We start from the raw sequence: 14,287 nt of genomic DNA on the forward strand, positions 1-14,287 counted from the left end.
GCCGTTTATTTTTTATTGTATAGATAATAGTCCAATACTGCTTGAACTTCCGCAGGTTTTTGAGTCCCAATCAAATATTTTTTCCCCTGCTGCAGCTCAATCGCTAATCCTTTATTCCCTTGGGTCGTAAAGGCAATACCCTGCGAACCGAAGCGATAGCCCCATCCGCCATAATCGGATAAGCTATATCGCTTTAACTCGGCAGCGTGTATTTCTTCCCATCGAAAAAGCTTCTTACGAATAAAAGGCAAAAAATGAACCAATACGCCTTGCTCATCTATTACCGTTTGTAAACGGATAGAAAATAAGGCCGCAAAGACCAACAGCACAATCCAAAAGGCGGGTGAATAAAGCAGTTTTTGGATGGGTTGCACCCCATAGGCCATGATACCTAAGGTAAGGAGCATAATGAGCAGGCTCCACTTACTCATAAATGATTGTGATTCTTTATAGACCTTCATGCGTTACGGCAATTAAAATGATTTCAACTTCTCGATTAATTCGTCCAATTTATTACGTACTGTAGGGTAACTTTTCCCCATTTTATTGGCCATTTCCTTTAAGCTGCCAGAATTCAGGAGAAACTCCAGTACAAACTCTTGCTCCTCGGGCTCCAAACGCATCAAGGCGGGGAAATTAAACTTCCCAGACACCTCGGTATGGCAGGATGAACAGCTTAATTTCACCACAGCCATCTCGGTATCGCAAGCCGGACAATGAATTGGAAACTTCATATTGTTAAAGTGTTTCTTAATATTGTTAATATCAAATTTAATAAAATTAAAACAAACTTGCAATATAGCACTGTAAAAACAATCCGCAGACCTCAATGCACAATTTTGTATATTTGCACAATTTAAATTTATCATGAGAAAAGTTTTAGGAATTATCCTGACCCCCATATTTTACCTATGTTTTGCCCTATCGCTCTTGATTTTCCACCCCATTCAGTGGTTATGCTTGAAATTAGGTGGCTATAAGGCGCATAAAAGAAGTGTAGATATCTTAAACGGTTTATTGGTTGCCTGCAACTATACCCTCTTCAATCGGACACGTTTTATCGACAATAAAAACCTACCATTGGGTAAACCGATTGTGTTTGTGGCCAATCACCAAAGCACTTATGATATCCCCCCATTGATTTACTTTTTACGCCGTTTCCATGGCAAGTTCATCTCCAAAATTGAGTTGATGACGGCCAATATCCCGAGTATTTCCTTCAATTTAAAGCACGGTGGGGCGGCAAATATAGACCGTAAGGATCCGAAGCAATCTATTGCCGAGATTTTGAAACTGGCCAACAACATGAAGCAGAACCATTGGTCGGCCTTTATTTTTCCGGAGGGCACCCGTACGAAAACAGGCTTAATGAAATCTTTTTCTGTAGGGGGCATTGCCACCCTCATCAAGAAGAATCCGGATGCTTTGGTAGTCCCTATCGTTATTAATGGTTCTTACAAGATGGTGCAATGGGGCATGTTTCCCTTACGTCCCTTTACCTCCATGTCTTGGGAAGTGTTGGACCCGATTGATACCAGCGGTTTGAACCCGGAAGAAATTGTAAAAAAAGCGGAAGATTTAATTCGTGCGAAGGTTATTGAAGAAAAAGCAAAAGCTATTTAACGCTTCTACCCTTCCAATCGTATTTACCCACATTCCCTAAAATACCGATATAAACCAGGTAAACGGAATGCAAAACGCTCAACATCGGGAGGTTGAACAACAAGGCTCGGCGGCCCGCAAAGCGCAGCACCGGGTATAAGAAAGCTAATTCTACCCCTATCTTCATCAGCACAGACAGTAGGATTAGTTTTTGGGCATCCAGATCGGCCCAGCAAAAGCAAAGTACATTGGCGACCAAGGCCAGGTTAAACAACCAAATAGACACCCCTAACACCACCACGCGTTTATCTTTATATTTGGTACTCTTTGAGGCCCAGCGACGGCGTTGATTAATAAAAGCAGCAAGATTTTCTTTCGCATCGGTATACACCATCGCTTCCTGCGCTTTACAGAAGCCTATGCGGTCGGCATATTTTTCGGCAACCTTATGCAAGAGCAATTCATCGTCGCCTGACGCTAAATCATCAATCCCTTTAAAGCCTCCCATTTCAAAAAATACAGATTTTCTGTAGGCCAGATTCGCACCATTGCAGGTGGTGGGGTTCCCATTCCCAATTCCGGCGGCTCCCAAGCCAATCAGATAGAGAAACTCCAGCGTCTGTAGGCGTTCGAAATAAGATTTCTCTTCGTTATAACTTACCGGACTGGACACCATATACAAATCATTGGCTTCCATAAAATGGACAATGGTCGATAGCCATTGTGGCCCCATGCGGCAATCTGCATCAGTGGTGATAATAATCTCACCTTCCGACGCATCAATGGCTTTGGCGATGGCAAATTTCTTATAGGAATTCAGTTTAGATCCCTCATCCAATTGAATGAGTTTAACGCCACGGTCGGCATAACTGCTGATGATTTCACCCGTACGGTCTGTAGAATGATCGTCAATCACGATAATTTCCAATAATTCCTTCGGGAAGTCCTGCGCCATCAGGCAGTCTAAGGTTCGCCCTATATTCTGTTCTTCATTACGTGCCGCAATAATAACGCTGACACTGCTGTGCACATCCACCAGCTTTGTCTTTATCACCGGCAGCTTCATCCAGCCGGCCCGCATGTAAAGCACTAGCACCACGTAAACGATGCACATAATAAAAAGAAACAAACTAAGACTTGTTATCACTGATGTAATTGACGTTAAAGACAAAAATAGACCCGATGATGGCTGGAAAGATCAAATTGACAAACCATACACAGGAAACAATGGCCATAACGGCCAACTCTTGCGTAGTGACATAGGCATAGAGGTTACTCGCCACAAAGCTACGGACACTAAAATCAAAAATATCCAACGAAGGTACGGCAGATTGGATAAAAAACAAGATAAATATCAGCAAAACCATGGAAAGCATGGGCAGCTCCGGCAGAAACACCTCCATTAAAATGATGTATTGGGAGGTAAAGATGGCAAATCGGCATGCCGATAGCCAGAGCACATAGGCCAACTCGCGGATGCTATAATCTTCCAATACCGCAAAAAAGGGCTTTATCTTCTCCAAAAACCTAATCTTACCCACCAAGTAATCTACCCAGGAAACATTAAAATATAAAATAATAAAACCTAAGGCATAGATTATGGCAATCATCCAGACCCCGAGGTCTACCGCGGCCGGCGTTTCAATAAAGGTGGTAATAAACCAGGCAATGCTGAGGGCGCCAAACACCGAGGTCAATACCAATTGGGCAAACAAACCTACCCCCATCGCTACCGCTCCAGTGGCCCGGTTTTCAGGCTTCAGCAGCATCACCCGACCGCCATATTCACCAATTCTATTCGGCGTAAAAATGGCCCAGGTGAGCCCACAAAAAACCGACTTAATGGCCTTCCATAGCCCCAATGGCTCAATGCGCCGACTTAAATAACGCCACTTCACCACTTCCAAAAACCAATTGATAAACATAAACAAAACAACCACAGCCAAAACCAGACGCAACAACATCGGGTCGATGGTTTGCATCAAATTCTTAAACTCCGCAAGGTTCTTCTGGTTATTCACCTTACTGACCACGAACCACATCGCTAACGCAACAATGGCAACTTTAATCAGCAGGTTGAGATATTTACGCTGTGTCTTTGTCAATTGCTAATTTGAAAGCACAATTTTAACAATTTTTTAATTAATAAAAGAGATTGGAGGAGTCTTGATATCTTTTTGCAATCAGTTTGTCTTCGTGCTGCCATCGTGCTGTCGTCGATTTGTCATCGTTTTGTCATGGTGAGCGGAGTCGAACCACGAACGACAGGTACGTCAGTGCAATCCATTATACCTAATCAGCTTTTTAAAAACAATTTGTTAAATGCTTTAGCAGGTGCTGTCATATCAGACCTGAAGGTCGAACAATTGATACATAGGTACTTGTAGAAAATGACAACCTGTTAATTAAGTGATTGATGTAAAACGTGTTATGTATGGTGGATAGCACTGACGTACCAGTCGTTCGACTCCGCTCACGATGACAATACCTCCAATTTGGTTTTATCTTAACCCCTTCCTCTCCCCTTGCTCTCCCCTTTCTCACCCGTATCAATCCCCTTTGCAATGGGCTTAGCAAGGGGGAAGCAAAGGGAGAGAAAAGCCGCAGAAAACAACCTTATTAAAAGGATTGCCTTTACAAAGGAAGCGATACCAAGCTATTGCCGATAAAATCGTAATATTGCATATGCAAAAGGAAAAAGCCAAGGAGCGTATTATTTTAGGGATTGACCCCGGCACAGTTGTACTGGGATATGGAATTGTGAAGGAGGTGAACCGCAAAATAACCTTGCTAACGATGGGGGTGATAAAAATGGGGCACTTGGATGACCATGGCTTAAAACTCCAGCGCATCTTCAAGAAAACATCGGCCTTGATTGCAGAATACCAACCCGACTGCGTGGCTTTAGAGGCACCCTTCTATGGCAAGAACATTCAGGTGATGTTAAAATTAGGGCGGGCCCAAGGCGTTGCTATGGCCGCTGCACTAAATCATGATATTCCTATTTTTGAGTATTCGCCACGGAAGATCAAACAATCGGTTACCGGCAGTGGGAACGCCAGCAAAGAACAGGTCGCAGCCATGTTGCAGACCTTACTGAGCTTTAAGGAAACCCCGGAGTTCCTGGATGCTACCGACGGCCTGGCGGTAGCAGTCTGTCATTCCTTTCAGCAAAATAGCTTGGGCAATAGCAAGTCATACTCGGGCTGGGAGGCCTTCGTGAAAGACAATCAAAAAAGAATTCGCTAGAGCTGCACCTGCCGAATTACATTCTTCACATTCAATTCAATAATATCGGTCATGGATTGGCAGTGGATATACTGCGCATTATCGTAAAACTTAGCATAGCCTTCGCGCAATTGCTCAATATGCGCGCGGGTGGAAAGTTGCTGCGTTTTAGAGGCATCCCGCAGGTCTTTAATGCGATGGCGTTCTGAACGAACCCGGTGCACAATGGACGAGCGCTCCTCCTGCTGGTATTGCAGGACTGTTTTTTCATTGAGATGTTCCATGGATAGCTTTACAAAAGGGTAGTTCTCTTTGAAAAACTGTGGCATATAGACTTTGATATTGCCTTCGTAAAATTGCTGATCGAAATCGATGGCACGGATGCGGAATTGGAAATCGTCAAAATCCGGCGTTATCTGCATCACAAAGTTATAGGCACGCATATCGCCGAGCAGGGAGATGACGCAGCGTTCATTAAATTTCACAAACTCCTTGGCAATCCGCGTCTGGTTATAATCGGGGGAGGACATATGGGTTTTGGCGAAAACATCTCCGGGTATACCTACAATATGCTCTTCCACCAGGGTATCCCGATCATACAGATAGTTCACTTGATTGGGCGATAAGATCTCCTCCAATTCCAAGCCATAGATACGGGAGGCATCGGCTTGCTTGATGTAGAAATAATCATAAACATCATTTAGCCTGTTGACGATCTTTACGCGAAAAGGCTTGGTGTTCCCAAAGGCACAAAATTCAATCTTTTCGATCACCTTATGCTGCACAATGCGGGTATTCCCGGACGCCTTCAGCTGGGCATAAACAATTTTCAATTGATCGTACAACTGATCTTGCACATGCGGTGGATATAAAGGGATTTCCCAATAGGTATCTTGCCCGTTTTTATCCATAACCGGCACGGTTTCCTGGAAGTTCAAAAGATCGGCATAGGCCAAGGGCAGTTTGCTATCCCGTTGGTACATTTTGAGGTACTTCAACAATCCTGATCCTACGGGGTATACCGGTTTCTTACGGGAAATTTTTACGTCTTCGATCTCCATGGCGCGCAATTATGTGATTAATCTAATGTACTAAATTTTAAATCAATTTAATACGGGAATTGAAATGTAAATATGTTAAAAAAAATGACGTAATTTTATCAATTAAATATTAAAATAACCCGAAAAGTTGTTATTTTTGAAAAATGCTTAAGCATGGGCGTATCGCTAATTGTTTAGAAATGGAAGAAGCTCCCCGGGCGAGGAGCTTCAACGCTAACCAATTATAAACCTATGTTATTTTGAGGGCAATATTTGTAAGAAACAGCAGGTTTTCTTGCTTTTCTTACATCAAATTTACATTTTACATCAAAAATTTGAAAATATTTTTTAATTTTTTTGATATTTTTAAAAATAAAACAAATTAAACAGTCAATAATACCATTTTTATGGAAAAAAACTATTCAAATTACGATTTAGACAACCTAGATGTTCAAATTTTATCCATTTTAATGGAGGATGCATCGATTCCCTACACAGAAATCGCTAAAAAACTAATAGTTTCTGGAGGAACCATTCATGTTCGCATGAAAAAAATGGAAGAATTGGGAATAATTAAAGGATCAAACCTGATTATCAACCCACAGAAAGTCGGATTTGACATCACTGCCTTCTTAGGCATCTATTTAGAGAAGGGTTCGCAGTATGCGGACGCTGTAGAACAGCTAAGACAGGTAAAAGAAGTGGTGGAATTGCATTATTGTACCGGTCAATACAGTATGTTTGCGAAAATTGTATGCCGTGACACCTCACATTTGCGCAAAGTATTGAACGAAGACATCCAAGGCTTGAAAGGCATTCAGCGCACAGAGACCATTATCTCGTTGGAGGAAAGTATTAAAAGACAGATTACGTTATAAGGTTAAGCCTGAAAATGTTAAGGTAGACTTCGCGAGCGGAATGCCTTTGCAAAGGCATCAGTGAGCCATAGGCTGTGGAATTTCCCTTCTGCAAACTATGGCTTTCTTTTTTAAGCGATAATGCCTTCCAGGAGTTTGATGTAGAAGGCCACACCGGCTTCAATTTCTTGCAGGTAGATATATTCATCGGCGCTATGGGAACGTGCTGAATCGCCGGGCCCTACTTTTAACGAAGGGATAGGCAACAGGGCCTGATCGCTCATGGTTGGGCTGCCGTAGACTTGCTTACCCAAACGTAAGCCTGCTTGCACAATAGGATGTTCTGGCGCGATAGTGGATGGATTTAAGCGGGTAGACCGCGGGCTCACGTCCGACTGCACATGGCTGCGAATGATATCCAGAATTTCTAAGTTGCTGTAGCAATCGGTGCTGCGCACATCCACTACATACTGGCAGCGTGCGGGCACGACATTATGCTGAGAACCGGCTTCAATCATAGTGACGCTCATTTTCACCGGCCCTAAGAAGGCAGACTCTTTAGGAAACTGAAACGTTCGGAACCAGGCTATATCGTCCATGGCAGCGTAGATGGCATTGACACCTTCATTGCGGGCGGCATGCCCAGATTCACCATGGGCCACACAATCAAGCACCATCAATCCCTTTTCGGCAATGGCCAGATCGAGTAAGGTCGGTTCGCCAACAATAGCGAAAGAACAGGCTGGCACATGTTTGTAGGCTTCTTCAATGCCATTTTTACCCGACACCTCCTCTTCCGCAGAGGCGATGAGACAGAGGTTAAAAGGCAGATCTTCCCGCGCGTAGAAATAACGAAAAGCAGCAATTAAAGAAACCAAGCAACCGCCGGCATCGTTACTGCCCAAACCATAGAGTTTCCCATCGGCCACGATAGGATCGAAAGGATCTTTGCTATAGGCCGGATTGGGCTTCACGGTGTCGTGATGCGAATTCAGCAGGATATAGGGTTTTTCGGGGTCTTCTGCTTTATTAAAAGCGATGATATTATGGCCCACCTGCTGCACAGGAATGCCAAATTGGGTAAAAAACTGAGCGATTTGAGCGGCCGTTTGCCCCTCTTCCCTACTGAAAGAGGGGATACGGATTAACTCGGTTAACAGCGCAATACTATCGCTTGTCAGTTTTTCCATATCAATCATTATAGAGGCCTCCCGCTTTTTTAGCCGACAATTTAATGCCTTTGATAAAAGCGGAGCTAAAGCCGTTGTGCTCCATTTCATTGAGACCGGCAATGGTACAACCTTTTGGCGATGTTACCTTATCGATTTCACTTTCGGGGTGGCTTTGCATCTGCAAGAGCAGATCTGCGGCACCTTTGGCGGTTTGTATGGCCATTTTTAAGGCATCATGGGCATGGAATCCTATTTCCACCCCACCTTGGGATGCGGCACGAATACTGCGCAAGAAGAAGGCAATGCCGCAAGCGCATAAGGCGGTAGCTGAAGTCATGAGGTCTTCATTGATGACCACCACAGCACCTACCGTTTCGAACATATGGCTTACGGCTTGGATTTGGTTTTCATCGGCTTTATCGGTGGCAATACAGGTCATGGATTGGCCGATGGCGATGGCGGTATTTGGCATCACGCGGATCACGGTTTTATCTTGTCCGATTACCTCTTTGATATCGGCACAAGTAACACCGGACACCACCGATATTACAATTTGATGGGGTTTCAAGCTGGGGCTGATTTCATCCAACACCTTGCGAACTTGCTGCGGAAGAATAGCCAATACGATGTAAGAAGCAGAAGTTACGGCTTCCACATTGTTTTCACTCACTTGATAACCTGCCGCTTTTTCTTCTTCTAGGGAAGCTAAAGAGCGGCGGGTGATGCAGATATCCTGCGCACGGCAATAATCAGCCTTTACTAAGCCCTTGGCTAGGGAAAGTCCGATATTACCACCACCAATAATTGTAATTTTATGCATTTGTATAGATTTAGGCAATTAAACAAGTGCCAAACTTACGCTGTTGATACAGGTGTAAGTTATTGGCATTGCCAATATACACATTGCTAACTCCCTTTGCAATAGCATCAAAGGCGTTTTGCAGCTTCGGGATCATCCCATCGTGGATCACCTGATTGTCTTTTAGCTGTTGAAATTCCTGGGCACGGATGGTTTCAATAACTGATTGATCGTTATTGACATCCAAGAGCACGCCGTTCTTTTCAAAACAGTAGATCAGGGATACCTCGTATACTTGCGACAGGGCCACGGCTAGGGAAGAAGCGATGGTATCGGCATTGGTATTTAGCAATTGGCCAAGGCCGTTATGGGTAATCGCGGAGAAAACCGGCGTAAATTCGGCTTCCAAAAGTTTTTTGATGGCCAGGGTATTGATGGAATCCGCTAGGATATCACCTGCGAAGCCATAATCGATTTCGCGTACCGGTCTTTTTACGGCTTTGATGACGTTGGCATCGGCACCACAGAGGCCAATGGCATCGCAATTATGCTTTTGCAATTGGGCAACGACATTTTTATTGGTCAATCCAGCATAGACCATAGTTACCACATCGAGCATCGGTGCGTCGGTAATGCGACGTCCTTCGACCATTTTGGCTTCTATACCCAGGTCGGCAGCGATACGGGTTGCGATTTTGCCACCTCCGTGCACCAGAATCTTACGGCCGGAGAGGGCGGAGAATTTTTCGAGGAAAGCATCCAGCTGCACCGGGTCATCGATTATATTTCCCCCAATTTTAATAATGTTTAACACAGACATTTTTTTATTTCAAGGCCTCCAACATTCTTTTCAACACCACTTGCGCAGCCCATACTCTATTGCTGGCTTCTTTGATTACTAAGGAATTTGGACCATCCAATATTTCGGATGAAAGCTCCAGATCACGGCGCACCGGAAGGCAGTGCATCACCTTAGCATCATTGGTTAATTTTAATTTTTCATTATCTAATAGCCAGTTCTCATTTACGGGATATACTTGGCCATAATCTTTAAACGAAGACCAGTTTTTCACATACACAAAATCGGCATCGGCCAGGGCTTCATCCAGGTTATGGCTAAGCGCGGCACCCTGGGTAAACTCATCTGAAAGTTCGTAACCTTCCGGATGGGCAATGGTGAAATCGACCAAGCCTTCTTCCTGTGCTTTGCACATCCATTCGGAGAAGGAATTCGGCACGGCTTGCGGCAATGCTTTAACGTGCGGCGCCCAAGCTAATACCACTTTTGGTTTTGCTTTTTGCTTGTATTCGGTAATGGTAATTAAGTCGGTCAAGCTTTGAAGCGGGTGACGGGTAGCACTCTCTAGCGATACCACAGGAACACCTGCAAACTTTACAAACTTATTGAAGAGGTCTTCGGTATAATCAGCTTCCTTATCTTTTAACGAGGGGAAGGAACGCAGGCCTAAAATATCGCAATACTCGCCCATAACAGCCGCAGCTTCACGAATGTGTTCTACGGTAGTGCCGTTCATAATAACGCCGTCACGGGTCTCTAAAGCCCAGCCATCTTTATCCATGTTCATAACGATGACCTGCATCCCTAAATTCATGGCTGCTTTCTGTGTACTTAAGCGCGTACGCAAGCTAGGATTCAGGAATACCAATCCGATGGTTTTATGTTTACCGAGTTGTTCATGGTCAAAAGGCCCTGCTTTTAGAGACAGTGCTTCTTGTACGATGCCTTCCAGGTTATCGACATCCGCTACGGAAAAAAAATTCTTCATTTATTGGTTATTAGGCTTTTAAACGCTCCTCTAAAGCGGTCAAGAAGCGGTCTGCAATTTCTTTAGTTATGTTTAGGGCTGGCAATATACGAATTACATTAGGTTTCGCTTCGCCCGTGAAAATTTTATGTATAGAAAGTAGCTCTTTTTTTACGTTGGCATACTCTTCCGGCAGGTCAATTCCGATCATCAATCCACGTCCTCTAACGTCCAATACCTTATCGAATTTTTTCAACTCTTCAATGAGGTAAGTTCCGACTTCGCGTGCATTGGCTAATAGTTGTTCTTGCTTGATGATATCCAACACCGCTACAGCAGCAGCACAAGCTAAGTGGTTACCGCCGAAGGTGGTACCCAGCAAGCCGTATGAAGCTTTGAATTTAGGCGCAATGGCAATCCCTCCGATCGGGAAACCGTTGCCCATGCCTTTGGCCATGGAATAGATATCGGCAGCTACGCCGGCATAGTCATGCGAGTAGAAATCACCGGTACGGCCATAGCCACATTGTACCGAGTCGGCAATATATACGGCTCCGTATTGATCACAAAGGGAGCGGATTAATTGTAAGAATGGAATAGACGCTTCGCGAATCCCCCCTACCCCTTGGATTCCTTCAATAATAACGGCTGCAATTTCATCGCCATACTCTTGGAAAGCATTAACCAAGGCATCCTCATCATTGAACGGTAGAAACACGACATTATCCGTTTCGTTCACCGGTGCTACAATGTTTGGATTATCCGTTGCCGCTACGGCCAGGGATGTACGTCCGTGGAAGGCCTTGCTAAAGGCGATGATTTTCTTTCTGCCGGTATGGAAGGAAGCTAATTTTAACGCATTCTCGTTGGCTTCAGCTCCGGAGTTACATAAGAACAGGGTATAGTCTACTTTACCGGAAACCTCGCCCAATTGTCGGGCCAATTGTTGTTGCAATGGAATTAACACTGAGTTGGAATAGAATCCAATCTTATTTAATTGTTGTGTTAGGCTTTCTACGTAATGAGGATGCGTATGCCCGATAGAAATTACGGCATGCCCGCCGTATAAATCCAGATACTCATTTCCTTGTTCATCCCATACCAACGATCCCTTAGCTTTTACGATGTTGATAGGGTTGACAGGATAAACATTAAAAAGTTCCATGTATAAAGATTGCGTAATATGTGAACTACAAATATATGTAGTAATAACATAGCAAACAGGATAAAATAAAAAAAGTCCTCTTTTTCAAGAGGACTTTTCGTATCGTTAAAGTAGCTTATTCGTCTACTTTTTTACCGCCGTCTAATTCAGCTTTTAATTTTTCTAATTCTTCGAATTTACCGTCAGCTGCTAATTGTGCTTGTTCAGCCCAAGTAGTAGGATCTGCCGTATTGAAGTTAGAACCAGCTTCAGTTAAGATTTCCTTCACTTTTTCAGCGTCGGTTTTTGCTAACTCAGCGTAAGTAGCGATACCTGCAGCAGCTAATACTTCTGCAATTTTAGGACCGATACCTTCAACGATGGTTAAATCGTCGCCTTGAGCAGTTTCAGCTTTCGCTTCTTTTGCTTCAGCAGCTGGAGTAGCTTTTTTCTTAGCAGCACCACGACGACGCGTAGCTTTTTTCTCAGTTTTAGCAGTTTTGCCGTAAACTTCGTTGTAATCTACTAATTCGATAAATGCCATTTCCGCGTTATCACCTAATCTGTTTTCTAATTTGATGATACGTGTGTAACCACCTGGACGGGAAGCAACTTTTTCAGATACTTCGCGGAACAAGATCGTAACAGCGTCTTTATCTTTCAAGTAAGCGAATACCGTACGACGAGAGTGAGTCGTATCGTTTTTAGATTTAGTAATCAAAGGCTCTACGTAAGTACGTAATGCTTTAGCTTTGGCTAAAGTGGTAGTAATACGTTTGTGTTTAATTAATGAAGTCGCCATATTAGCTAACATCGCCTTACGGTGACTGTCAGTGCGGCCTAAGTGATTAACTTTTTTTCCGTGTCTCATTTTTTAATTTGTTTTTGTGCGTACCGTTCTTTCTTTCAAGCTTGTATCGTATAATAAGATGACTTATTCTCTACTCCCAAGAGGAATTACGCAACAGGTCGCTTAATGTATTGTAATGTTGATTATTCTTCGTCTAGCTTGTACTTAGACAAGTTCATACCGAAAGATAAACCTTTAGATTTTACGAGTTCCTGAATTTCAGATAATGATTTCTTACCGAAGTTGCGGAATTTCAACATATCGGCCACATCGTAAGTTACCAATTCTGCTAAAGTACGGATGTCTGCTGCTTTTAAACAGTTTAATGCACGTACAGAAAGATCAAGATCTACTAATTCTGTTTTCAAGATCTTACGCATGTGTAAGATTTCCTCGTCAACAACTTTTGTTTCTTCTTTGGTTTGCGATTCTAACAACATGTTTTCATCAGAGAATAACATGAAGTGTTGAATTAAGATTTTCGCTGCTTCTTTCAAAGCATCTTCTGGATGAATAGAACCATCCGTAGAGATATCTAACAACAATTTCTCGTAGTCAGTTTTTTGCTCTACACGATAGTTTTCAATGGTATATTTTACATTTTTGATCGGCGTGTAGATGGAGTCGATAGCGATTAAGCCTACAGGTCCGTCTACCACTTTGTTCTCTTCTGCATTCACATAACCACGACCTTTTCCTACAGAAATTTCAACCTCTACAGTCACGGAGTTATCCATATTACAGATAACCATGTCTGGGTTTAAAACGGTGAAGTTGTTGGAAAACTTAGTAATGTCTCCTGCTGTAAATTGATCTTGGCCATTGATAACTACAAAGATTTTCTCATTATCGCCTTGCTCACCAGTCTTTTTGAAACGTACTTGTTTCAAGTTAAGAATGATTTCCGTAACATCTTCTACCACGCCTTTAATCGTAGAGAATTCGTGCGAAACGCCTGAAAATCTTACCGACGTAATTGCATATCCTTCTAGAGAGGACAATAAAATACGGCGTAAAGCATTACCAATAGTTACACCAAATCCTGGCTCTAATGGACGAAATTCGAAGGTACCATCAAAATCGGTAGATTTTTGCATGATAACTTTATCCGGTCTTTGAAATGCTAAAATTGCCATTTATGTTCTTTTAAGTTTTAGTACTTGTTATGATACAATAATAACATGCAGCCCCATTGGAGATGCATGTTATCATTATTTATTATTTAGAGTATAACTCTACAATTAAGTTCTCTTTGATATTCTCTGGAATGTCAGCTCTTTCAGGATAATTCACGAAAGTACCTTTCAATGCATTTGCATCCCACTCTAACCAGCTGAATTTATTGATTTTTCTGCCAGCAACCGAGTTAGCAATTGCTTCTAAAGTTTTAGATTGTTCGCGAACTTCCACAACATCACCAGGGCGTATGCTATATGATGGAATGTTAACTAATGATCCGTTAACTGTAATATGCTTGTGGGAAACTAATTGACGCGCAGCTGCACGAGTAGGTGCAATTCCTAAACGGTACACGATGTTATCTAAACGAGCTTCTAATAATTTCAAGAAGTTCTCACCTGTAATACCTTGTTTAGCGGCTGCTTTTACGAATAGATTAGAGAATTGACGCTCTAAAACACCGTACGTATATTTAGCTTTTTGTTTTTCTAACAACTGAATAGCGTATTCAGACTGTTTCCCTCTTCTTTTAGATGGACCATGTTGTCCAGGAGGGTAATTTTTCTTTTCTAGCGCTTTATCTGGGCCGAAAATGGGCTCTCTAAATTTACGAGCTATTTTGGACTTAGGTCCTGTATATCTTGCCATTT

General features: G+C 42.9%; 16 protein-coding genes. 3 read left to right on the forward strand and 13 right to left on the reverse strand.

Annotation, left to right across the window (positions count from 1 at the left end):
• Positions 1 to 5: 5 nt before the first annotated feature.
• Positions 6 to 431: a hypothetical protein gene (locus GQF63_RS10085; protein WP_160369103.1), complete on the reverse strand. Its 426-nt coding sequence runs from the start codon at positions 429 to 431 to the stop codon at positions 6 to 8.
• Between the two features lie 42 nt (positions 432 to 473).
• The gene (locus GQF63_RS10090; protein ID WP_160369104.1) at positions 474 to 734 is read right to left on the reverse strand and encodes a DUF2089 family protein; all 261 of its coding nucleotides are present in this window, start codon (positions 732 to 734) and stop codon (positions 474 to 476) included.
• Between the two features lie 133 nt (positions 735 to 867).
• On the opposite strand from GQF63_RS10090, the gene GQF63_RS10095 reads away from it, so the two are divergent.
• Positions 868 to 1,623, forward strand: a complete 756-nt coding sequence (locus GQF63_RS10095; protein ID WP_160369105.1) for a lysophospholipid acyltransferase family protein — start codon at positions 868 to 870, stop codon at positions 1,621 to 1,623.
• On the opposite strand, the gene GQF63_RS10100 is transcribed toward GQF63_RS10095, so the two are convergent.
• Both GQF63_RS10100 and GQF63_RS10105 read right to left on the reverse strand, forming a co-directional pair.
• Entirely contained in the window at positions 1,616 to 2,716 is a 1,101-nt protein-coding gene (locus tag GQF63_RS10100) for a glycosyltransferase family 2 protein (RefSeq protein ID WP_160369106.1), read from the reverse strand. The two genes, GQF63_RS10095 and GQF63_RS10100, sit on opposite strands and share 8 nt — an antisense overlap.
• Before the next feature lie 16 nt (positions 2,717 to 2,732).
• Positions 2,733 to 3,707, reverse strand: a complete 975-nt coding sequence (locus tag GQF63_RS10105) for a lysylphosphatidylglycerol synthase domain-containing protein (protein WP_160369107.1) — start codon at positions 3,705 to 3,707, stop codon at positions 2,733 to 2,735.
• Between the two features lie 580 nt (positions 3,708 to 4,287).
• On the opposite strand from GQF63_RS10105, the gene ruvC reads away from it, so the two are divergent.
• Positions 4,288 to 4,851: a crossover junction endodeoxyribonuclease RuvC gene (gene ruvC / locus GQF63_RS10110; protein WP_160369108.1), complete on the forward strand. Its 564-nt coding sequence runs from the start codon at positions 4,288 to 4,290 to the stop codon at positions 4,849 to 4,851.
• Here ruvC and GQF63_RS10115 read toward each other — a convergent pair.
• Positions 4,848 to 5,891, reverse strand: coding sequence for a hypothetical protein (locus GQF63_RS10115; RefSeq protein WP_160369109.1), 1,044 nt, complete (start codon positions 5,889 to 5,891; stop codon positions 4,848 to 4,850). The two genes, ruvC and GQF63_RS10115, sit on opposite strands and share 4 nt — an antisense overlap.
• 386 nt (positions 5,892 to 6,277) lie before the next feature.
• Here GQF63_RS10115 and GQF63_RS10120 point away from each other — a divergent pair, with 386 nt between their 5' ends.
• On the forward strand, positions 6,278 to 6,748 hold the full coding sequence (locus tag GQF63_RS10120; protein WP_160369110.1) for an Lrp/AsnC ligand binding domain-containing protein: 471 nt from the start codon (positions 6,278 to 6,280) through the stop codon (positions 6,746 to 6,748).
• Between the two features lie 110 nt (positions 6,749 to 6,858).
• Here GQF63_RS10120 and GQF63_RS10125 read toward each other — a convergent pair whose 3' ends face one another.
• The 8 genes from GQF63_RS10125 to rpsD form a co-directional block, all read right to left on the reverse strand.
• Positions 6,859 to 7,926, reverse strand: coding sequence for a M20 family metallo-hydrolase (locus GQF63_RS10125; RefSeq protein WP_212592530.1), 1,068 nt, complete (start codon positions 7,924 to 7,926; stop codon positions 6,859 to 6,861).
• On the reverse strand, positions 7,919 to 8,719 hold the full coding sequence (proC, locus tag GQF63_RS10130; RefSeq protein WP_160369112.1) for a pyrroline-5-carboxylate reductase: 801 nt from the start codon (positions 8,717 to 8,719) through the stop codon (positions 7,919 to 7,921). Before proC ends, GQF63_RS10125 begins: the two co-directional genes overlap by 8 nt.
• A 10-nt stretch (positions 8,720 to 8,729) precedes the next feature.
• Positions 8,730 to 9,518, reverse strand: coding sequence for an acetylglutamate kinase (argB, locus tag GQF63_RS10135; protein ID WP_160369113.1), 789 nt, complete (start codon positions 9,516 to 9,518; stop codon positions 8,730 to 8,732).
• 4 nt (positions 9,519 to 9,522) lie between these two features.
• Complete coding sequence (locus tag GQF63_RS10140; RefSeq protein ID WP_160369114.1) at positions 9,523 to 10,485, reverse strand: Rossmann-fold NAD(P)-binding domain-containing protein; 963 nt, start codon at positions 10,483 to 10,485, stop codon at positions 9,523 to 9,525.
• Between the two features lie 10 nt (positions 10,486 to 10,495).
• Positions 10,496 to 11,629 carry an aspartate aminotransferase family protein gene (locus GQF63_RS10145; protein WP_160369115.1) on the reverse strand — a complete coding sequence of 378 codons (1,134 nt, stop codon included), beginning with the start codon at positions 11,627 to 11,629 and terminating at the stop codon, positions 10,496 to 10,498.
• Between the two features lie 115 nt (positions 11,630 to 11,744).
• The gene (gene rplQ, locus GQF63_RS19955) at positions 11,745 to 12,479 is read right to left on the reverse strand and encodes a 50S ribosomal protein L17 (protein WP_160369116.1); all 735 of its coding nucleotides are present in this window, start codon (positions 12,477 to 12,479) and stop codon (positions 11,745 to 11,747) included.
• A 122-nt stretch (positions 12,480 to 12,601) separates the two neighbouring features.
• Positions 12,602 to 13,594 (reverse strand): DNA-directed RNA polymerase subunit alpha, encoded by a 993-nt coding sequence (locus GQF63_RS10155; RefSeq protein WP_160369117.1) that lies wholly within the window; start codon positions 13,592 to 13,594, stop codon positions 12,602 to 12,604.
• An 82-nt stretch (positions 13,595 to 13,676) separates the two neighbouring features.
• Positions 13,677 to 14,285 (reverse strand): 30S ribosomal protein S4, encoded by a 609-nt coding sequence (rpsD, locus tag GQF63_RS10160; protein ID WP_160369118.1) that lies wholly within the window; start codon positions 14,283 to 14,285, stop codon positions 13,677 to 13,679.
• Between the last annotated feature and the right edge of the window lie 2 nt (positions 14,286 to 14,287).

It is taken from the genome of Sphingobacterium humi (genome assembly GCF_009768885.1).
Taxonomy (GTDB): Bacteria; Bacteroidota; Bacteroidia; order Sphingobacteriales; family Sphingobacteriaceae; genus Sphingobacterium; species Sphingobacterium humi.

Coding starts and splice junctions, on each gene's coding strand:
- GQF63_RS10085 (WP_160369103.1), bottom strand. CDS start 431: ATGAGTAAGTGGAGCCTGCTCATTATGCTCCTTACCTTAGGTATCATG.
- GQF63_RS10090 (WP_160369104.1), bottom strand. CDS start 734: ATGAAGTTTCCAATTCATTGTCCGGCTTGCGATACCGAGATGGCTGTG.
- GQF63_RS10095 (WP_160369105.1), top strand. CDS start 868: ATGAGAAAAGTTTTAGGAATTATCCTGACCCCCATATTTTACCTATGT.
- GQF63_RS10100 (WP_160369106.1), bottom strand. CDS start 2,716: ATGTGCATCGTTTACGTGGTGCTAGTGCTTTACATGCGGGCCGGCTGG.
- ruvC (WP_160369108.1), top strand. CDS start 4,288: ATGCAAAAGGAAAAAGCCAAGGAGCGTATTATTTTAGGGATTGACCCC.
- GQF63_RS10115 (WP_160369109.1), bottom strand. CDS start 5,891: ATGGAGATCGAAGACGTAAAAATTTCCCGTAAGAAACCGGTATACCCC.
- GQF63_RS10120 (WP_160369110.1), top strand. CDS start 6,278: ATGGAAAAAAACTATTCAAATTACGATTTAGACAACCTAGATGTTCAA.
- GQF63_RS10125 (WP_212592530.1), bottom strand. CDS start 7,926: ATGATTGATATGGAAAAACTGACAAGCGATAGTATTGCGCTGTTAACC.
- proC (WP_160369112.1), bottom strand. CDS start 8,719: ATGCATAAAATTACAATTATTGGTGGTGGTAATATCGGACTTTCCCTA.
- argB (WP_160369113.1), bottom strand. CDS start 9,518: ATGTCTGTGTTAAACATTATTAAAATTGGGGGAAATATAATCGATGAC.
- GQF63_RS10140 (WP_160369114.1), bottom strand. CDS start 10,485: ATGAAGAATTTTTTTTCCGTAGCGGATGTCGATAACCTGGAAGGCATC.
- GQF63_RS10145 (WP_160369115.1), bottom strand. CDS start 11,629: ATGGAACTTTTTAATGTTTATCCTGTCAACCCTATCAACATCGTAAAA.
- rplQ (WP_160369116.1), bottom strand. CDS start 12,479: ATGAGACACGGAAAAAAAGTTAATCACTTAGGCCGCACTGACAGTCAC.
- GQF63_RS10155 (WP_160369117.1), bottom strand. CDS start 13,594: ATGGCAATTTTAGCATTTCAAAGACCGGATAAAGTTATCATGCAAAAA.
- rpsD (WP_160369118.1), bottom strand. CDS start 14,285: ATGGCAAGATATACAGGACCTAAGTCCAAAATAGCTCGTAAATTTAGA.